Annotated in this window: 16 protein-coding genes; 5 read left to right on the top strand and 11 right to left on the bottom strand. The window is 59.4% G+C overall.

Features of this window, described 5'->3' with window-relative positions; all coding sequences use genetic code 11:
- Positions 1 to 12: 12 nt before the first annotated feature.
- Entirely contained in the window at positions 13 to 2,067 is a 2,055-nt protein-coding gene (glyS, locus tag PSPTO_RS00980) for a glycine--tRNA ligase subunit beta (protein WP_011103028.1), read from the bottom strand.
- Positions 2,064 to 3,011 carry a glycine--tRNA ligase subunit alpha gene (glyQ, locus tag PSPTO_RS00975; protein WP_003379468.1) on the bottom strand — a complete coding sequence of 316 codons (948 nt, stop codon included), beginning with the start codon at positions 3,009 to 3,011 and terminating at the stop codon, positions 2,064 to 2,066. The genes glyS and glyQ overlap by 4 nt, the downstream gene beginning before the upstream one ends.
- 79 nt (positions 3,012 to 3,090) lie before the next feature.
- Between glyQ and PSPTO_RS00970 the strand changes: the two genes are divergently transcribed.
- Together PSPTO_RS00970 and PSPTO_RS00965 are read left to right on the top strand one after the other, a co-directional pair.
- On the top strand, positions 3,091 to 3,642 hold the full coding sequence (locus PSPTO_RS00970) for a DNA-3-methyladenine glycosylase I (protein WP_011103027.1): 552 nt from the start codon (positions 3,091 to 3,093) through the stop codon (positions 3,640 to 3,642).
- Between the two features lie 37 nt (positions 3,643 to 3,679).
- A complete protein-coding gene (locus tag PSPTO_RS00965) occupies positions 3,680 to 4,567 on the top strand; it encodes a lysophospholipid acyltransferase (RefSeq protein WP_005768197.1) in 888 nt (295 codons plus the stop codon).
- Between the two features lie 82 nt (positions 4,568 to 4,649).
- Here the strand turns inward: PSPTO_RS00965 and PSPTO_RS00960 are convergent, their stop codons facing one another.
- The 5 genes from PSPTO_RS00960 to def form a co-directional block, all read right to left on the bottom strand.
- A complete protein-coding gene (locus PSPTO_RS00960) occupies positions 4,650 to 7,004 on the bottom strand; it encodes an FdhF/YdeP family oxidoreductase (protein ID WP_057443166.1) in 2,355 nt (784 codons plus the stop codon).
- A gap of 142 nt (positions 7,005 to 7,146) precedes the next feature.
- Positions 7,147 to 8,520: a Trk system potassium transporter TrkA gene (gene trkA, locus PSPTO_RS00955; RefSeq protein ID WP_005768190.1), complete on the bottom strand. Its 1,374-nt coding sequence runs from the start codon at positions 8,518 to 8,520 to the stop codon at positions 7,147 to 7,149.
- Entirely contained in the window at positions 8,517 to 9,863 is a 1,347-nt protein-coding gene (gene rsmB / locus PSPTO_RS00950; protein ID WP_011103025.1) for a 16S rRNA (cytosine(967)-C(5))-methyltransferase RsmB, read from the bottom strand. Before rsmB ends, trkA begins: the two co-directional genes overlap by 4 nt.
- A complete protein-coding gene (gene fmt, locus PSPTO_RS00945) occupies positions 9,860 to 10,804 on the bottom strand; it encodes a methionyl-tRNA formyltransferase (RefSeq protein ID WP_005768186.1) in 945 nt (314 codons plus the stop codon). The genes rsmB and fmt overlap by 4 nt, the downstream gene beginning before the upstream one ends.
- Positions 10,805 to 10,864: 60 nt before the next feature.
- Complete coding sequence (gene def, locus PSPTO_RS00940; RefSeq protein ID WP_005768180.1) at positions 10,865 to 11,371, bottom strand: peptide deformylase; 507 nt, start codon at positions 11,369 to 11,371, stop codon at positions 10,865 to 10,867.
- A gap of 125 nt (positions 11,372 to 11,496) precedes the next feature.
- On the opposite strand from def, the gene PSPTO_RS00935 reads away from it, so the two are divergent.
- From PSPTO_RS00935 to PSPTO_RS00925, 3 genes are all read left to right on the top strand, one after another.
- On the top strand, positions 11,497 to 12,522 hold the full coding sequence (locus PSPTO_RS00935; protein ID WP_011103024.1) for a LysM peptidoglycan-binding domain-containing protein: 1,026 nt from the start codon (positions 11,497 to 11,499) through the stop codon (positions 12,520 to 12,522).
- A 123-nt stretch (positions 12,523 to 12,645) separates the two neighbouring features.
- Positions 12,646 to 13,761 (top strand): DNA-processing protein DprA, encoded by a 1,116-nt coding sequence (gene dprA, locus PSPTO_RS00930; protein WP_046463633.1) that lies wholly within the window; start codon positions 12,646 to 12,648, stop codon positions 13,759 to 13,761.
- Between the two features lie 38 nt (positions 13,762 to 13,799).
- The gene (locus tag PSPTO_RS00925; RefSeq protein WP_011103022.1) at positions 13,800 to 14,357 is read left to right on the top strand and encodes an L-threonylcarbamoyladenylate synthase; all 558 of its coding nucleotides are present in this window, start codon (positions 13,800 to 13,802) and stop codon (positions 14,355 to 14,357) included.
- 7 nt (positions 14,358 to 14,364) lie between these two features.
- Here PSPTO_RS00925 and PSPTO_RS00920 read toward each other — a convergent pair whose 3' ends face one another.
- From PSPTO_RS00920 to PSPTO_RS00905, 4 genes are all read right to left on the bottom strand, one after another.
- Positions 14,365 to 15,342 (bottom strand): NADPH:quinone reductase, encoded by a 978-nt coding sequence (locus PSPTO_RS00920; RefSeq protein WP_011103021.1) that lies wholly within the window; start codon positions 15,340 to 15,342, stop codon positions 14,365 to 14,367.
- A gap of 95 nt (positions 15,343 to 15,437) precedes the next feature.
- The gene (locus PSPTO_RS00915) at positions 15,438 to 15,758 is read right to left on the bottom strand and encodes a DUF3630 family protein (RefSeq protein WP_046463632.1); all 321 of its coding nucleotides are present in this window, start codon (positions 15,756 to 15,758) and stop codon (positions 15,438 to 15,440) included.
- Positions 15,759 to 16,318: 560 nt separating this feature from the next.
- Complete coding sequence (locus PSPTO_RS00910) at positions 16,319 to 17,296, bottom strand: IS5-like element ISPssy family transposase (RefSeq protein ID WP_007247571.1); 978 nt, start codon at positions 17,294 to 17,296, stop codon at positions 16,319 to 16,321.
- Positions 17,297 to 17,336: 40 nt separating this feature from the next.
- Positions 17,337 to 18,185 carry a DUF6861 domain-containing protein gene (locus PSPTO_RS00905; protein WP_011103019.1) on the bottom strand — a complete coding sequence of 283 codons (849 nt, stop codon included), beginning with the start codon at positions 18,183 to 18,185 and terminating at the stop codon, positions 17,337 to 17,339.
- Between the last annotated feature and the right edge of the window lie 285 nt (positions 18,186 to 18,470).

Here is an 18,470-nt window from a genome sequence, read left to right as displayed (position 1 = left end):
AGCGTCCCCTTGTCAGCCCAGCAGCGAGATATCGGCAACGCCGAGGAACAGGCCGCGCAAGCGCGCCAGCAAGGCATAACGGTTGGCGCGCACATTGGCGTCTTCCGCGTTGACCATCACCGCTTCAAAGAACGCATCGACCGGCTCGCGCAGCATCGCCAGACGCGCCAGCGATTCGCTGTACTGACGCTCGGCAGCCATTGGCTGGACCGCATGATCAGCCTGCTGGATTGCCGAGTACAGCGAGAACTCGTTGGCGTTGTCGAAGTACTTGGGCTCGACGGTCTGGGCAATGCTGCCCTCGGCCTTGCTCAGCAGGTTCGATACGCGCTTGTTCACGGCAGCCAGTGCGGCGGCTTGCGGCAGTTTGCGGAAAGCCTGCACCGCCTGAACGCGCTGATCGAAATCAAGCGCCGAGGCGGGCTGCAAGGCACGCACCGAGAGATATACCGCCACTTCGACGCCTTCGTCTTCGTAACGCGCACGCAGACGGTCGAAGATGAATTCCAGCACCTGCTCAGCCAGCCCTGCGGGCTTGACCTTGGCACCGAACTGCGTGACCGCGAACTTCACGGTCTCGACCAGGTTCAGGTCCAGCTTCTTCTCGATCAGGATCCGCAGGATACCCAGCGCCGCACGACGCAAGGCATACGGGTCTTTGCTGCCGGTGGGCAGCATGCCGATACCGAAAATACCGACCAGCGTGTCGAGCTTGTCAGCGATGGCAACTGCCGCACCGGTCAGCGTGGTCGGCAGCTCAGCACCTGCGCCACGCGGCATGTACTGCTCGTTGAGCGCCAGCGCGACATCTTCTGCCTCGCCATCGGCCTTGGCGTAGTAGTAACCAGCAATGCCCTGCATTTCCGGGAACTCGCCAACCATTTCACTCGACAGATCGCACTTGGACAACAGCCCGGCACGTGCCGCACGCTGGGCGTCGCCGCCGATGCGGGGTGCGATGTAGGCGGCAAGCTTCGAGACGCGCTCGGCCTTGTCGAACACGCTGCCCAATTGGGCCTGGAACACGACGTTTTTCAGGCGATCGTTGAAGGTTTCCAGCTTCTGCTTCTTGTCCTGCTTGAAGAAGAATTCGGCGTCGGTCAGGCGTGGACGAACCACCTTCTCATTACCGGCGATGATCTGGGCCGGGTCCTTGCTCTCGATGTTGGCCACCGTGATGAAGCGCGGCAGCAACTTGCCGTCGGCATCCAGCAGGCAGAAATACTTCTGGTTGTCCTGCATGGTGGTGATCAGGGCTTCCTGAGGCACATCAAGGAAACGCTCTTCGAACGAACACACCAGTGGAACCGGCCACTCGACCAGCCCGGCCACTTCATCCAGCAGGCTTGGCGGCACGATGGCGGTGCCTTCCTGTTGGCTGGCCAGCTCTTCGACGCGCTTGCTGATGATCTGGCGACGTTCGTTGAAGTCGGCCAGAACATTAGCTGCGCGCAGGTCGCTGAGGTAGCCGGCAGGCGAAGAAATACGCACGTCTTCCGGGTGATGGAAGCGGTGGCCGCGAGAATGACGACCGGCGCTCTGGGCGAGAATCGTGCAGTCCACCACCTGATCGCCGAACAGCATCACCAACCACTGGGTCGGCCGTACGAACTCTTCCTTGCGAGCGCCCCAGCGCATGCGCTTGGCAATCGGCAGGTCGTTCAACGAGTCTTCGACAATGGTCGGCAGCAGCGAGGTGGTCGGCTTGCCGAGAATGGTCTGGCTGTAGCGCAGTTTCGGGCCGCTCTGATCGATTTCGCTCAGGTCGACGCCGCACTTCTTGGCGAAGCCCAAAGCTGCCTGAGTCGGGTTGCCGTCAGCGTCGAACGCGGCCTGACGCGGCGGGCCGTCCAGGTTCACGCTGCGATCCGGCTGTTGCGTGGCCAGTGCGGTGATCAGCACGGCCAGGCGACGCGGCGCGGCGTAGACCTGTTTGGCGCTATAGGTCAGACCTGCGCCCGCAAGGCCTTTTTCAATACCGGCGAGAAAAGCATCTGCCAGCGACACGAGGGTCTTGGGTGGCAGTTCTTCGGTGCCCAGTTCAACCAGAAAATCTTGAGCACTCATTGCGCTGCCTCCAGCTTGGCCAACACTTCATCGCGTAGATCGGGCGGCGCCATCGGGAAGCCGAGACGGGCCCGGGCTTGCAGGTAGGCCTGAGCCACCGAGCGGGCCAGTGTGCGTACGCGCAGGATGTATTGCTGACGCGCGGTCACGGAAATCGCGCGACGGGCATCCAGCAGGTTGAAGGTGTGCGAAGCCTTGAGGACCATTTCGTAGCCTGGCAACGGCAGCTCCAGCTCGATCAGGCGTGCAGCTTCGCTTTCGTAGAAGTCGAACAGTTCGAACAGTTTGTCGACGTTGGCGTGTTCGAAGTTGTAGGTGGACTGCTCCACCTCGTTCTGGTGGAACACGTCGCCGTAGGTCACTTTGCCGAACGGGCCGTCAGCCCACACCAGGTCGTAGACCGAGTCCACGCCCTGCTGGTACATCGCCAGACGCTCGAGGCCGTAGGTGATTTCGCCAGTCACCGGGTAGCACTCGATGCCGCCGACCTGCTGGAAGTAGGTGAACTGCGAGACTTCCATGCCGTTGAGCCAGATTTCCCAGCCCAGACCCCAGGCGCCCAGCGTCGGCGATTCCCAGTTGTCTTCGACAAAACGCACGTCATGCACCAGCGGATCGAGGCCGATGTGCTTGAGCGAGCCCAGGTACAGTTCCTGGAAGTTGTCCGGGTTGGGCTTGAGAATCACCTGAAACTGGTAGTAATGCTGCAGGCGGTTCGGGTTTTCGCCGTAACGGCCGTCAGTCGGCCGACGGCTTGGCTGTACGTAAGCGGCATTCCAGGTTTCCGGGCCTACGGCGCGCAGAAACGTGGCGGTGTGGAACGTGCCGGCGCCTACTTCCATATCGTAGGGCTGAAGTACCACGCAACCTTGTTCTGCCCAGTATTGCTGGAGGGCGAGGATCAAGTCTTGGAAGGTACGCACGGCTGGCGTAGGCTGGCTCACAAATTTCACCTGTGCTGGGCTGCGATTCAAAGAGCGGGAGTATACCCGATTCGGCCGCACGTCCACTCCTGGGAGCCCTATGACACGCTGCTTTTGGTGCAACGAAGACCCCTTGTACATCGCTTATCACGATCAGGAGTGGGGAGTGCCGCTGCGCGATGCGCAGAAGCTCTTCGAGTTGCTTTTGCTCGAAGGGTTCCAGGCGGGTCTGTCGTGGATCACGATTCTCAAGCGTCGGGCGCGTTATCGCGAGGTGCTGTTCGGCTTCGACGCCGAGCGGCTGGCGCAATTGAGCGATGCCGAGATAGACGCGCTGATGCTAGATCCGACCATCATCCGCAATCGCCTCAAGCTCAAGGCCGTGCGCACTAATGCGCGGGCCTGGCTGGCGCTGGAAGACCCGGTCGGCCTGCTCTGGTCGTTTGTCGGTGGCAAACAGAAAATCAACCATTTCAAGGATCGCAGCGAGGTCCCGGCCATTACCGCCGAGGCCGAAGCAATGAGCAAGGCACTGAAAAAAGCCGGCTTCACGTTTGTCGGCCCGACCATCTGTTATGCCTACATGCAGGCCACCGGCATGGTTATGGACCATACCGTCGATTGTGATCGGTACACGCTCCTGAGCCGCTGACGTTACACTACCTGCCTCGAGAATCTGGGAGTCATCTGTGGATAAGTTCAAAGGCGCCGTAATGGTCGGGGCGTTGCGATTGTTTGCGCTGCTGCCGTGGCGAGCCGTGCAATGGGTCGGTACGGCCATCGGCTGGTTGATGTGGAAGCTGCCCAACCGCTCGCGCGAAGTGGCGCGGATCAACCTGTCCAAGTGTTTCCCCGAACTGAGCGAGCCCGAGCTGGAAAAGCTGGTCGGCCGCAGCCTGATGGACATCGGCAAGACACTCACCGAAAGCGCTTGCGCGTGGATCTGGCCTGCTCAGAAATCGATCAATCTGGTGCGCGAAGTCGAAGGGCTCGAAGTGCTCAAGGACGCGCTGGCGTCCGGCAAGGGCGTGGTCGGGATTACCAGTCACCTGGGCAACTGGGAAGTGCTCAATCACTTCTATTGCAGCCAGTGCAAGCCGATCATTTTCTATCGTCCGCCCAAGTTGAAAGCGGTGGATGACCTGTTGCGCAAACAGCGTGTGCAGTTGGGCAACCGTGTTGCCGCATCGACCAAGGAAGGCATTCTCAGTGTCATCAAGGAAGTGCGCAAAGGTGGTTCTGTGGGCATCCCGGCCGATCCGGAGCCGGCTGAATCAGCGGGCATCTTCGTGCCTTTTTGCGGCACCCAGGCGCTGACCAGCAAGTTTGTGCCGAACATGCTGGCTGGCGGCAAGGCCGTCGGCGTGTTCCTGCACGCCATGCGCCTGCCGGACGGTTCGGGCTACAAGGTTGTGCTGGAGGCGGCTCCCGAAGCCATGTACAGCACCGACACCCAAACCTCGGCAGCGGCGATGAGCAAAGTGGTCGAGAAATACGTGCGGGCTTATCCGAGCCAGTACATGTGGACAATGAAACGCTTCAAGAAACGTCCACCAGGCGAAGCACGCTGGTACTAGGAAAGACCGGACGCGGAGCGTCCAGAACTGCATGCGATGCGGAGCGCCGCACGATAGTTGAGGTTATCGTTGCGCATTGGGTTCAACTGGCCGCCGCTATCAACCCGCGCCGCTCCAATGCTACTTGCGCCCCTTCCGGGCTCATCCGCACCAGGTTCACCGGGATAGATTTCGCTGCAGGGGTGTTGCTGCGGCTGTCGCGGTTGGCCAGTGGCAACAGGCCGTTGGTTTCCGGGTAGTACGCTGCGCAGCAGCCTGGCGGTACATCATAGGCGATGACTTTGAAGCCCGGCGCGCGGCGTGGGGTGGTCAGGTCCAGTGCGGTCTGGAATTCGATGTAGTCCCCGGCCTTCAGCCCCAGGCGTTCGATGTCCTGCGGGTTGAGCATCACCACCATGCGGTCGCCAAAAATATCCCGATAACGGTCATCGTTGGAGTACACCGTGGTGTTGAACTGGTCATGGCTGCGAATCGTCATCAACTGCAAGTGCGCAGCGCCCGGCGGTGTGTCGTCCTCGTCGTAGATCCCTTCAGTGAAGAGGAAGTTGGCTTTGCCGGACTCGGTGTCCCACTTACGCTCGCTGGCAGCGTTGGGCAGGCGGAAGCCGCCCGGCTCGAGAATGCGCCGATTGAAGTCGTAAAACTGCTCGGGCAACACTTCTTCGATCTTGTCGCGAATCCTGGCGTAGTCGCCCACATAGCTGTCCCAGTCCACGTTGGGGTTGGGCGCAAGCGTCGCTTTGGCGATGCCGGCGATGATGGCGACTTCGGAAATCAGATGTTTTGACGCAGGCTCCAGCATGCCGGTCGAGCCGTGCACTATCGACATCGAGTCTTCGACCGTGATGGTTTGCGCCACGCCGTTCTGCAGGTCCCGTTCCGAACGCGCCACGCATGGCAGCAAAAAGGCTTTCTGGCCGTGCACCGTGGCGCTACGGTTCAGTTTGGTGTTGACCAGCACTGTCATTTTCAAGCGGCTGACGGTCGGGCAGATCGCGTCGATGTCAGGAATGGCGCGGAAAAAATTGCCGCCCATGGAAATGAGCGCTTCCACTTCGCCACGCAGCAAGGCTTCGCAGGTCTCAGCCACCGCGTGCCCTTTTCTTCTCGACGCCTCGAAACCGAACACCTTGCTCATGCTGGCCAGAAACGGCTCACCGGCTTTTTCATAAATGCCCATCGTTCGGTCGCCCTGCACATTGGAGTGCCCGCGCACCGGGCAGGCCCCGGCACCAAGCTTGCCGATGTTGCCGCGTAACAGCAGCAGGTTGATGATCTGCTGCACGGCATCGCCGCCGCGCTTGTGCTGAGTGACGCCCATGCCCCAGCAGCAGATGACCCGCTCCGAACGCCTGTAGACCGCCGCCACATCCTCAATGGCCTGGCGCGTCAGGCCCGAATGGCTTTCGATGAGGTCCCAAGGCAACTGCCGGCAATAATCAGCGTATTGCTCAAAACCGTGGGTGTGCTCTTCGATGAACGCCACATCAAGAACGCGCGGCAGATGTTCGCGCCGGGCCACGTCATCGGCTTCGATCACCGCTTTGCAGACGCCTTGCAGGGCGATCATGTCGCCGCCGATCCTGACCTGATGATACTGGGAGCTGATCTCCACGCCATGCAGGCTGAGCATGTCGCGCGGGTCCTGAGGCGAGGCAAAGCGCACCAGCGCCTTCTCGCGCAGCGGGTTGAACGAGATGATGCTGGCGCCCCGTTTTGCCGCCGCGTGCAGCTCGGACATCATGCGCGGGCTGTTGCTTCCCGGGTTCTGGCCAATGATGAAAATCGCGTCGGCGTTCTCGAAGTCTTCCAGCGTCGTGGTGCCCTTGCCGACCCCGATCGACTCCGGCAGCGCCACAGTGGTGGTCTCATGGCACATGTTCGAACAATCAGGGAAATTGGCCATGCCGTACAGGCGGCCAAACAGCTGATACAGAAACGCCGCTTCGTTCGACGTGCGCCCGGAGGTGTACAGTTCCAGCTTCCACGGGTCGCTCAGTTGGCGCAGCTCTTCGCCGATCTCGGCGAACGCCTCATCCCAAGTGACGGGCAGGTATTTGTCGCTGGCCGCGTCGTAGCGCATCGGCTCGGCAATACGGCCCTGTTTTTCCAGATCGTGATCGCTCCAGGTGGCCAGCTCACTGACCGTATGCCGGGCGAAAAACTCAGGCGTCACGCGTTTTTTGGTAGATTCCCAAGCCAGTGCCTTGGCACCGTTCTCACAGTATTCAAAAGTATGCGGCTTCTTTGGGTCCGGCCAGGAACAACTGGGGCAATCGAAGCCGCCGGGCTTGTTCATGGACAGCAGCGTGCGGTTGCCCTTGACCAGCACATGCTGGTGCAGAAGGTGTTTGTTGACCGCATTCAGCGCAGGCCAGCCGCCTGCCGGGGAACCGTCGGTTTGCGAGCCTTGAAGGGGGGCGTTGGAGTCAGACATTGCGTATGTTTCCCTGGTAAAGCCCGTCACAGGCTTAGTGCGCGTGTAATTGAGATACACGGGCCCAAGGAGAATTCGCCCGGATCGACGAGCGTTGCCGACCGAGCCGGTCGGCCGGAGGTTCAGTCAGCCGGCAGGCTGTTCAGAAAAAGCTCAGGCCTACCTGAAACAGCCGCTCCACATCGCGAATGCACTTTTTATCCACAAGAAACATGATCACGTGGTCGCCGGATTCGATCAGGGTGACGTCGTGGGCGATGAGGACCTGTTCGTCGCGGATGATCGCGCCAATCGCCGTACCGGTCGGCAGGTTGATGTCCTTGATGGCGCGACCGACCACCTTGCTGGATTTCGGGTCGCCGTGGGCAACGATCTCAATGGCCTCGGCAGCGCCACGCCTTAGAGAGTGAACGCTGACGATATCGCCCCGGCGTACGTGGGCCAGCAATGTGCCGATGGTTGCCAGTTGCGGGCTGACCGCGACGTCAATCTCGCCGCCCTGGACCAGATCAACGTAGGCCGGGTTGTTGATCAGCGTCATCACCTTGCGTGCGCCCAGCCGTTTGGCCAGCAGTGACGACATGATGTTGGCTTCGTCGTCGTTGGTCAGCGCCAGAAACAGGTCGGTGTTACCGATGTTTTCTTCCAGCAGCAGGTCGCGGTCCGATGAGCTACCCTGCAGCACCACGGTACTGTCGAGGTTCTCCGACAGGTAGCGGCAGCGCGCCGGGTTCACTTCGATGATCTTGACCTGATAACGGCTTTCGATGGCTTCGGCCAGACGCTCGCCGATGTTGCCGCCGCCGGCGATGACGATGCGTTTGTAGTTCTCGTCCAGACGCCTCAGCTCGCCCATCACCGCACGAATATCAGCCCTGGCGGCGATGAAAAATACCTCGTCGTCGGCTTCGATGACCGTATCGCCTTTGGGCAGGATCGCCCGGTCGCGCCGGTAGATCGCTGCGATACGGGTATCGACGTTAGGCATGTGCGCGCGCAGCTGGCGCAGTTGCTGACCGACAAGCGCCCCGCCGTAATAGGCTTTGACCGCGACCAGCTGCGCCTTGCCTTCGGCGAAATCGATTACCTGAAGCGCGCCGGGGTACTCGATCAGGCGCTTGATGTAATTGGTGACCACCTGTTCCGGGCTGATCAGCACGTCGACCGGAATCGCGTTCTTGTCGAACAGGCCTGCGCGGGTCAGGTACGCCGCTTCACGGATGCGCGCGATCTTGGTCGGTGTGTGAAACAGCGTGTGGGCCACCTGGCAGGCGATCATGTTGGCTTCGTCGCTGCTGGTCACGGCGACCAGCATGTCAGCGTCGTCGGCACCTGCCTGGCGCAGCACCGCCGGATACGAGCCTTTGCCCTGCACGGTGCGGATGTCCAGGCGATCACCCAGATCGCGCAAGCGGTCGCCGTCGGTGTCGACCACGGTGATGTCGTTGGCTTCGCCCGCCAGATGCTCGGCCAGTGTACCGCCCACCTGACCCGCACCCAGAATGATGATCTTCAACTGGTTACTCCTGCGCCGCCGCGATCTTGAGCTGCGATCTTGATCAGTTTGGCGTAGTAGAAACCATCGTGGCCACCTTGTTGGGCCAACAACTGACGACCGTGCGGTTGCTTTATGCCGGCCGGTGGCTGCCCGGCCTGCCCGGCGATATCCAGTTCTCTGGCCCCAGAGGTGCGGGCCAGAAACGCCTCGATGACGTCGGTGTTTTCAGTTGGCAGTGTCGAGCAGGTCGCGTACACCAGCATGCCGCCTACTTGCAGCGTGGGCCACAACGCGTCGAGCAGTTCGCCCTGCAAGGTGGCGAGCGCGGCGATGTCGTCCAGTTGGCGGGTCAGTTTGATGTCCGGGTGGCGACGGATCACGCCGGTGGCCGAGCACGGGGCGTCGAGCAGAATGCGCTGGAACGGCTTGCCATCCCACCACTGCGCTGTCTCGCGGGCATCGGCGGCGATCAGTTCAGCGTCCAGACCCAGGCGCTCAAGGTTTTCACGCACGCGCACCAGGCGCTTGGCTTCCAGGTCTACCGCCACCACGCCGCTCAGTTGCGGCTGCACCTCCAGCAAATGGCAGGTCTTGCCACCCGGCGCACAGCAGGCGTCGAGCACGCGTTGGCCGGGGGCCAGCTCCAGCAGGTCGGCGGCCAGTTGCGCGGCTTCGTCCTGCACACTGATCCAGCCTTCGGCAAAACCGGGCAGCGAGCGCACATCGCACGGCTCGGCCAGCACGATACCGTCCTGACTGAACGTGCACGCGCTCGCTTCCAGCCCGGCAGTCTTGAGCAGCTCAAGGTACTGATCGCGACGCTGGTGACGGCGGTTGACCCGCAAAATCATCGGCGGGTGCGCGTTGTTGGCTGCGCAAATGGCTTCCCACTGCTCCGGCCATGCGGCTTTCAGGGCTTTTTGCAGCCAGCGTGGGTGGGCGGTGCGCACCACCGGGTCGTGTTCCAGTTCGATCAGCAGCGCTTCGCCATCGCGTTGAGCGTTGCGCAGCACGGCATTGAGCAGGCCTTTGGCCCACGGCTTTTTCAGCTTGTCGGCGCAGCCAACAGTTTCACCAATGGCCGCATGCGCAGGGATGCGGCTGTAAAACAGCTGATAAAGCCCCACCAGCAGCAACGCTTCGACGTCAGCATCGGCGGCCTTGAAGGGCTTTTGTAACAGTTTGGCGGCCAGTGCCGACAGGCGCGGCTGCCAGCGCGCCGTCCCGAAAGCCAGGTCCTGGGTCAGGCCGCGATCACGTAGCTCGACCTTGTCCAGTTGCGTGGGCAACGAACTGTTCAACGACGCCTTGCCGCTGAGCACGGCAGCCAGTGCCTTGGCGGCAGCCAGACGCGGGTTCATTGGCCCAGCACCGTGCCGATGGCGAATTTCTCGCGGCGACTGTTGAACAGGTCAGTGAAATTCAACGGCTTGCCGCCCGGCAGTTGCAAGCGAGTCAGGCGCAGGGCGTTCTGGCCGCAGGCGACGATCAGGCCGTCCTTGCTGGCGCTGAGAATGGTCCCCGGTGCGCCCTGCCCTTCGGCCAGATCAGCCGCCAGCACTTTCAAGGCTTCTTCGTTCAGCGTGCTGTGGCAGATCGGCCACGGATTGAAGGCGCGCACCAGACGTTCCAGCTCATCGGCCGGACGTGTCCAGTCGATGCGCGCCTCATCCTTGTTCAATTTGTGCGCGTAATTGGCCAGGCTGTCGTCCTGAGCCTCGCCGACCAGCGAACCCTCCGCCAAGCCAGCAATAGCCTGTAACACCGCAGGCGGACCGAGCTCGGCCAGGCGGTCGTGCAACGTGCCGCCGGTGTCCTGCGCGCTAATCGGCGTGACGGCCTTGAGCAGCATCGGTCCGGTGTCCAGACCTGCCTCCATGCGCATCACGGTCACGCCGCTCTCGGCATCACCGGCCTGCACCGCACGTTGAATCGGCGCAGCACCGCGCCAGCGTGGCAGCAGCGAGGCGTGACTGTTGATGCAGCCCAGACGCGGAATATCCAGCACCACTTGTGGCAGGATCAGGCCGTAGGCGACCACCACCATCAAATCAGGCTTGAGCGCAGCCAGTTCGGCCTGGGCCTCGGGGGCGCGCAGCGTTGGTGGCTGCATGACCGGGATGTCATGTTGCAGCGCCAGTTGCTTGACCGGGCTGGGCATCAGTTTTTGCCCACGGCCAGCCGGGCGATCAGGCTGGGTGTACACGGCAACGATCTGGTGAGGGCTGTCGAGCAGGGCCTTGAGGTGTTCGGCGGCAAATTCCGGGGTGCCGGCGAAGACGATGCGCAGTGGCTCGGTCATAAGCTTCTCGTTCTGGAAAAACAAAAAGGCCTTGTGCAGGCCTTTTGGAGGGACGACGGATCAGGCATTCAGCTTGTGCTGTTTTTCGAGCTTTTTCTTGATCCGGTCACGCTTGAGGTTGGAGAGGTAATCGACGAACAGCTTGCCGTTCAGGTGATCACACTCATGCTGGATGCAGATGGCCAGCAGGCCTTCGGCAACCAGTTCATAAGGCTTGCCGTCGCGGTCCAGCGCCTTGACGCGGACTTTTTGCGGGCGGTCGACGTTCTCGTAGAAACCCGGCACCGACAGGCAGCCTTCCTGATACTGATCCATTTCATCGGTCAGTTTTTCGATTTCAGGGTTGATGAAGACCATCGGCGCGCTGCGGTCTTCGCTCAGGTCCATGACGACCACGCGCTTGTGAACGTTGACCTGCGTGGCAGCCAGGCCGATGCCGGGCGCTTCGTACATGGTTTCAAACATGTCGTCGACCAACTGGCGAATGCCGTCGTCTACCATCGCTACAGGCTTGGCGAGGGTGCGCAGGCGCGAATCGGGAAATTCGAGGATGTTTAGAATGGCCATATACGTAAGAGCTGCACTGTTAAGGTAAAGTCAGTGTCGGGTGCCGGGCTCGGGAGTTCAAGGCTGGCAGCCCAGGACAGGACTCTAGGGTTCGCGTGAGGCAACATGATAAAGGGATTCACCGCATGAGGAAATCACTACTCGCCCTGCTGCTGTTGACCGCCAGCGGTCTTGCCCAGGCGCAAGTGCAACTCAGGGAAGGCTATCCGCAGAGCTACACCGTTGTTGCCGGAGACACACTCTGGGACATTTCCGGCAAGTTTTTGCGTGAACCGTGGAAGTGGCGCGAGATCTGGCGGGCCAATCCGCAGGTCCACGACCCTGATCTTATCTACCCCGGTGACACCCTGGCATTGACCTGGGTGGACGGCCAGCCACGTGTGACGCTCAACCGTGGCGAGTCGCGCGGCACCATCAAATTGTCACCGCGTGTGCGCAGTACACCGATGGTTCAGGCCATTCCAAGTATCCCGCTGGGTGCGATCAATGCCTTTCTGATCAGCAACCGAATCGTCGACAATGCCGAGCAGTTCGACAAGGCGCCCTATATCGTTGCCGGCAATGCCGAGCGGGTGCTCAGCGGCAATGGCGACAGGGCCTATGCCCGCGGCAAACTGGACCCGACGCACACCGTCTATGGCATCTTCCGCCAAGGCAAGATCTACACTGATGCGCAGACCAAGGAAGTGCTGGGCATCAACGCTGATGACATCGGCAGCGCTGAAGTGGTTGCCACCGAGGGCGATGTCTCGACCCTTAGCCTGCAGCGTTCCACGCAGGAAGTGCGTTTGGGCGACCGGCTGTTCGCCAGCGAAGAACGCTCGATCAACTCGACCTTTCTGCCCAGCGCTCCGCAGACCCCCATAGAAGGTTTGATTCTGGATGTGCCGCGCGGTGTAACCCAAGTCGCCGTCATGGATGTGGTCACCCTCAACAAAGGCAAACGTGACGGTCTGACCGAAGGCAACGTGCTGGCGATCTACAAAACCAGCGAAACGGTACGTGACCGAATCACCGGCGAACAGGTAAAAATCCCCGACGAACGGGCTGGCCTGCTGATGGTTTTCCGCACTTACGACAAGCTTAGTTACGCCTTGGTCCTGCAAGCGAACCGATCTTTGGCCATCATGGACAAGGTTCGAAATCCGTAGCGGTCTGTTTTAGTTCTGATACGGATTTGTCTTACCCGCCAGTCACTTATCAAATTGTTGTCAACAGAGTTATCCACAGGTTTGCGCACCATTCCGGGTGCGCAATGGATCAGGGACGATCTCATGCCACTGTTCGAAAAAGAACGCTCCTCGCCTGCCGAACTGGAAGCGCGTCTGCGTGTGCATCGCTTACCCGAGGTGGGGCCGAAACGCTTTTTCAGGCTGATGGAAGCCTTCGGCTCTGCCTCTTCGGCACTCAGCGCACCGGCCAGCGCATGGCGTGCGCTGGGCCTGCCCGGTGCCTGCGCAGAGGCTCGGCGTGACCCTTTGGTGCGTGATGGCGCCAGCGTTGCGCTGGCCTGGCTGGAGCGTCCGGGCCAGCATTTACTGATGTGGGACGACCCTTGCTACCCCGCGTTGCTGGCGCAGATCGCCGATCCGCCGCCGCTGATTTTCATCGCCGGCGACCCTTCCATTCTTGAGCGCCCGCAGTTGGGAATGGTCGGTAGCCGTCGCGCCTCCAAGCCCGGGCTGGACACCGCCAAGGCATTTGCACGCAGTCTGGCCGGCGCCGGTTTTGTGGTCACCAGCGGTCTGGCGCGGGGCATCGACGGTGCTGCGCATCAGGGCGCACTGGATGTCGGTGGGCTTACAATCGGCGTGCTTGGCACCGGGCTTGGAAAACTTTATCCACAGCAGCATCGCGCCCTCGCCACTCAGATCGCGGCACAGGGTGGCGCGGTGATTTCCGAGTTCCCGCTGGACGCCGGACCGCAGCCCAGCAACTTCCCGCGGCGCAACCGGATCATCAGCGGCCTGTCGCTCGGCGTGCTGGTGGTCGAGGCCAGCGTTGCCAGCGGTTCGTTGATTACCGCACGCCTCGCCGCCGAGCAGGGACGAGAGGTTTATGCGATACCGGGCTCGATTCACCATCCGGGCGCCAAAGGGTGTCACCAGCTGATAAGGGACGGCGCGACGCTGGTCGAGACCGTCGACCACATTCTGGAAGGCTTGCAGCACTGGAAGCGCGTCGCACCCAGCGCCGACTCTTCAAATACCGAACCTGCTCCCTGCGACCATCCACTATTGGCCTTGTTGCACGCCGCGCCGCATACCAGCGAGGGGCTGTCGGTCTCCAGTGGCTGGCCATTGCCGAAAGTATTGGCTGGCCTGACCGAGCTGGAACTGGACGGACGCATAAGCTGTGAAGCGGGACGATGGTTCGCCAGCGCGCCCTGAGGTTAAACTGCCGCCAGGATTTATCGGAGAGACAGACAATGGTCAGCAGCTGGCGTGTGCAACAAGCCGCTCAGAATATTCGAGCCGGTGCGGTGATTGCCTACCCGACCGAAGCAGTCTGGGGGCTGGGGTGTGATCCATGGGATGAAGAGGCGGTCTATCGCCTGCTGGCGATCAAATTGCGGCCGGTGGAAAAAGGCCTGATCCTGATCGCGGACAACATTCGCCAGTTCGACTTTCTGTTCGAGGACTTCCCCGAGTTGTGGCTCGACCGCATGGCCAGCACCTGGCCGGGGCCCAATACCTGGTTGGTGCCGCACCAAAACCTGTTGCCCGAGTGGATCACCGGCATTCACGAAACCGTGGCACTGCGTGTCACCGATCACCCGACCGTACGCGAACTGTGCGCGCTGGTCGGCCCGCTGATCTCCACATCGGCCAACCCGGCGGGTCGCCCGGCTGCCCGGTCGCGATTGCGGGTTGAACAGTACTTCCGTGGTCAGATCAACGGCGTGCTCGGCGGCAGCCTGGGCGGCCGCCGAAACCCTAGCGTGATACGTGATATCGCCACCGGGCAGGTGATGCGCGCCGGCTGACGCTCGTTCAAGGAATCAGGATGGTCGAGCCAGTGGTGCGCCGCGCCGAGAGCTCAATCTGCGCCTTGGCGGCGTCCTTGAGGGCGTACTGCTCAATGCCATCGACCTTGAGCTTGCCACTGGCGAGCATGTCGAACAGCTCATCGGCCATCGTTTGCAGGTTTTGTGCGTTGTTGGCGTAGCTGCCCAACGTCGGGCGGGTGACATACACCGAATCCTTCTGCGCCAGAATGCCCAGGTTCACGCCTGACACCGGCCCTGATGCATTCCCGAAACTCACCACCAGCCCACGCGGCGCCACGCTGTCGAGCGAAGTCAGCCAGGTGTCCTGCCCCACGCCGTCGTAGACCACCGGGCATTTCTTGCCGTCGGTCAGCTCCAGCACACGCTTGGCGACGTCCTCGTGGCTGTAGTCGATGGTTTCCCAGGCACCGAGTGCCTTGGCGTGCGCCGCTTTCTCTGGCGAACTGACCGTGCCGATCAACTTGGCACCCAGTGCCTTGGCCCATTGGCAGGCCAGCGAGCCGACACCGCCTGCAGCGGCATGAAACAGAATGATCTCGCCCGGCTTCACCTGATAAGTCTGGCGCAACAGGTATTGCACGGTCAGGCCCTTGAGCATCAGCGCCGCGGCCTGCTCGAAACTGACCGAGTCCGCCAGCTTGACCAGATTCGCCTCAGGCAGCACGTGCACCTCGCTGTACGCGCCCAGCGGCCCGGTGCCATAGGCAACCCGGTCGCCCACCTTGAAGCGCGTCACCTCATCGCCCACCGCCTCGACCACACCCGCCCCCTCGGCGCCGAGACCGGATGGCAAGAACGGCGCGGGATACAACCCGCTGCGGTAATAGGTATCGATGAAATTCAAGCCGATAGCCTTGTTGCGCACAACCACCGCCTGCGGCCCCGGAGCCTCTGGCTCGAAATCGACATATTCAAGAACCTCGGGTCCTCCGACAGTGCTGAACTGGATACGCTTTGCCATGTGCTCTCTCCGTGATGGTGACCCAATATCTTATGCTTCAGACAAACAAAAGTAGCACGCTGTGCTGCGGTCAAAACGAAAGCACTGTCTGGCGTTCAGCTTTGGGAGCTTTGAGAAAGGACAGACAGGAAGCCTTCGATCAGCGCATCACCCTTGGCGCTTTTTGATTCCAGGCCCACCATCGATGGAAAGTCCTCATAGGCCAGGAAAAAGGCTTCGCCTTTTATTTGCACGTCCCAGACGCGCACATCCACAGCGTCGGACTTCGACGTAACGGTGCCTCCGAGCAGGCCGAGGATAATCTCGGCATATCGGGGGAAACCCTCCCAATCGACTTCCGCTGAAAGACTGAGGCACGAATGACCAGAGTGCATTTTTTCGATAGCCATAGCGTTTAAAATATTTGAATTCGTCATTAGAAAATATCCTCCCCTCCTGCTCGCGTAGCACTGTCTATGATTTGCTCGAAAGTCTTTCCTTTGTTAATCAAGTCGTCAAACGTAGGCCCCATTGGATTTCCGTATTTATTCATGTTCCGAGCATTAATGGTTTCCAGCAGCTCCGGAGGAGTAAATTTACGGTACTCAATTTTAAGGTTCGTTCTCGCTTCATGAGCGTGTTTTGCTATTTCTTCAAGATCCGTGCCACTCGCTCTCATGCGATTAATGGTCTTTTTTAGCTCATAAACCGCTCTCACATAGTTTTGACGAAGTGGTGGTAAGTAACCGAAGTCACCATCTGCCCTAGAATTAACAGTGTCCCACTCAGTTGATTCGTTTTTAAAGTCATTCTTGCTGTATTGGGTTTTAGGCTGGAAGTCTGGGTGTTTTAGGAAGGTCTGAAGTAGGCATCGATTTTTGACGCTCTCATGGCCTGAGGTTCAAAAAAAGCTCGCCCGATCAGATAATTAGACGTTTTCCGCTCTTAACTCATCGATTTTCCTTCAAACAGCACCTTTCCAAGGCGTTTTTCCGCATTACAGGCGCACCTCTCCCATCGCCAGCAGCCGTTTTCGCACCATCCAAAGGTTCGACAAGGCAAACAGAGTAGCCTGTTGCGCGGTGTTTTTAGCCAGCCCGCGAAACCGGACTTTCGTATAACCAAACTGGCGCTTGATCACGCGAAACGGATGTTCAACCTTCGCCCGTAACTGGGCTTTCGTGAACTCGATTTTGCGATAGACCCGTGCGATCAAACTTTTCTCGCCATGCTTTTTATAACGGCTTGGGCGGGCCGCAATTGACCAGATCATCTGACGATCCTGATGCTCCGCACGCTTGTCCACGCCGGTGTAGCCCGCATCACCGCTGACATAGGTTTCCTCACCATGTAGCAATTGATCAACCTGAGTCACGTCCGCCACATTCGCCGCAGTACCCACCAGGCTATGGACTAAACCCGACTCGGCATCGACGCCGATATGCGCTTTCATGCCGAAGAAATACTGGTTTCCTTTCTTCGTCTGATGCATTTCGGGATCGCGTTTGCCGTCCTTGTTCTTGGTCGAGCTCGGCGCATGAATGATCGTCGCATCGACCACCGTACCTTGGCGCAGCATCAAACCTCGATCACCCAGATAGCCATTGATGACCTGCAAAATCCCGCCTGCCAACTCATGCTTTTCCAACAGACGCCGGAAGTTGAGAATCGTGGTTTCATCGGCGATTCGATCCAGACTCAACCCTGCGAACTGGCGCAGGATCGTTGTCTCGTAAAGTGCTTCCTCCATCGCCGGATCGCTGTAACCAAACCAGTTCTGCATCAGGTGAATACGCAGCATCGCCATCAGCGGATAAGCCGGACGGCCACCTTCGCCCTTTGGATAATGTGGTTCGATAAGGGCAATCAAGCCTTTCCAGGGCACAACCTGATCCATCTCGATGAGAAAGCGCTCGCGGCGGGTATGCTTACGTTTACCCGCGTACTCGGCATCGGCGAAGGTCATCTGTTTCATCAGGGAAGCTCGGTGAAAGGTGTTGGGGTATTTTGCCAAATCAGGAAACCTTTTTCAGAGTTTCCTTTAATAATTTCTCTATATTTTTTGCTAACCAGTCAGCCAGTTGCTTGTTTGATATCTCTGCCTGAAGTTGAGCGCTACGAGCCATAATGTCATCGGCAGAGCTCTGTAAGCTATTTTTTATTTGCCCTCGCATTACATAAGTAACGATAGCGGTTAGGAGAAGAGTAATAAGCTGCTCTTGCCCGTTCGCTAGTAGTCTAGAGGCCTCGTCAATCCTAGAGTCTCTGCGAGCGGCAGAGCCGCCAGTTGGATCTAAACCGACAGGCGTGCCATACTCTGCGTTCCATGCTAGTGCTAGGCCGTCATGCAGCGTTGCCAAGCAGGCGGGCAGCCCCTCATAAAAATAATCAGCAATTGCGGAGAGTCCTAAGGCCATGAGAATAACGTTGCCAAGCTGAAAGCCAATACCTCCGCCTATAACAACTCCTGCACCTATTCCCGTTCCATACGCTAAAGCTCCGATGGAGCCACCTATAATGCTGCCAGCCAGTACGCTGCCACCTACGATCATCGTTACTTCTTTCGCAACTTGAAGTAAGATGTTAATTATTTGGTCGATCTCTATTGATGCCCACCGCCGGCTCAATCTTGTTAATATAATGGGATAAGATAGGCGCAGAGCTTCTTTAACTGCATCGATTCTGTCTGGGCCCATATCGCCAAAAATAGACGTAACGCGAAGACTTATTCTCCTAGTGAAGCCGTGCCATTCATCTTGAGTAGACGTCCATCCACGATCAAAACTTTGGTTGACGGTATCAAAAGTATCTTTTAGTGTTCGCTCTACGTCATCCCAGTCGGGAGTGTCTGCGAATATTCTCATGGATATATTATGTCCCTATTTGTGTAAATATTTCGCATCCTTGCCAGATTATGCTCTACATAAATAATTTATGGTGTGGCTGATTTAAAAAGTATATCGGTCTGCAGAATAATTACTTATCCTTCGCAGAGCAAGTCCGCAGTGTGCTTGACGTCACAAATTGACGCGAGCCCCCATCGAACGCTTTCGCTCGACCTTCGTCAACTGCCAGTACGCTCTGCCGATGGTATGCTACGCGCCAGTTTGCCTGCGCCTCTTGTGCTTAGGGGCTCAGCCGTTTGACGT

It is taken from the genome of Pseudomonas syringae pv. tomato str. DC3000 (assembly GCF_000007805.1).
Taxonomy (GTDB): Bacteria; Pseudomonadota; Gammaproteobacteria; order Pseudomonadales; family Pseudomonadaceae; genus Aquipseudomonas; species Aquipseudomonas avellanae.
This window is presented reverse-complemented; position numbering and strand designations above follow the sequence as displayed.

Bases quoted from the DNA above. Each gene is read 5' to 3' on its own strand.
- glyS (WP_011103028.1), bottom strand. From the start codon at position 2,067: ATGAGTGCTCAAGATTTTCTGGTTGAACTGGGCACCGAAGAACTGCCA.
- PSPTO_RS00970 (WP_011103027.1), top strand. From the start codon at position 3,091: ATGACACGCTGCTTTTGGTGCAACGAAGACCCCTTGTACATCGCTTAT.
- PSPTO_RS00960 (WP_057443166.1), bottom strand. From the start codon at position 7,004: ATGTCTGACTCCAACGCCCCCCTTCAAGGCTCGCAAACCGACGGTTCC.
- rsmB (WP_011103025.1), bottom strand. From the start codon at position 9,863: ATGAACCCGCGTCTGGCTGCCGCCAAGGCACTGGCTGCCGTGCTCAGC.
- fmt (WP_005768186.1), bottom strand. From the start codon at position 10,804: ATGACCGAGCCACTGCGCATCGTCTTCGCCGGCACCCCGGAATTTGCC.
- def (WP_005768180.1), bottom strand. From the start codon at position 11,371: ATGGCCATTCTAAACATCCTCGAATTTCCCGATTCGCGCCTGCGCACC.
- PSPTO_RS00935 (WP_011103024.1), top strand. From the start codon at position 11,497: ATGAGGAAATCACTACTCGCCCTGCTGCTGTTGACCGCCAGCGGTCTT.
- dprA (WP_046463633.1), top strand. From the start codon at position 12,646: ATGCCACTGTTCGAAAAAGAACGCTCCTCGCCTGCCGAACTGGAAGCG.
- PSPTO_RS00925 (WP_011103022.1), top strand. From the start codon at position 13,800: ATGGTCAGCAGCTGGCGTGTGCAACAAGCCGCTCAGAATATTCGAGCC.
- PSPTO_RS00920 (WP_011103021.1), bottom strand. From the start codon at position 15,342: ATGGCAAAGCGTATCCAGTTCAGCACTGTCGGAGGACCCGAGGTTCTT.
- PSPTO_RS00915 (WP_046463632.1), bottom strand. From the start codon at position 15,758: ATGACGAATTCAAATATTTTAAACGCTATGGCTATCGAAAAAATGCAC.
- PSPTO_RS00910 (WP_007247571.1), bottom strand. From the start codon at position 17,296: ATGAAACAGATGACCTTCGCCGATGCCGAGTACGCGGGTAAACGTAAG.
- PSPTO_RS00905 (WP_011103019.1), bottom strand. From the start codon at position 18,185: ATGAGAATATTCGCAGACACTCCCGACTGGGATGACGTAGAGCGAACA.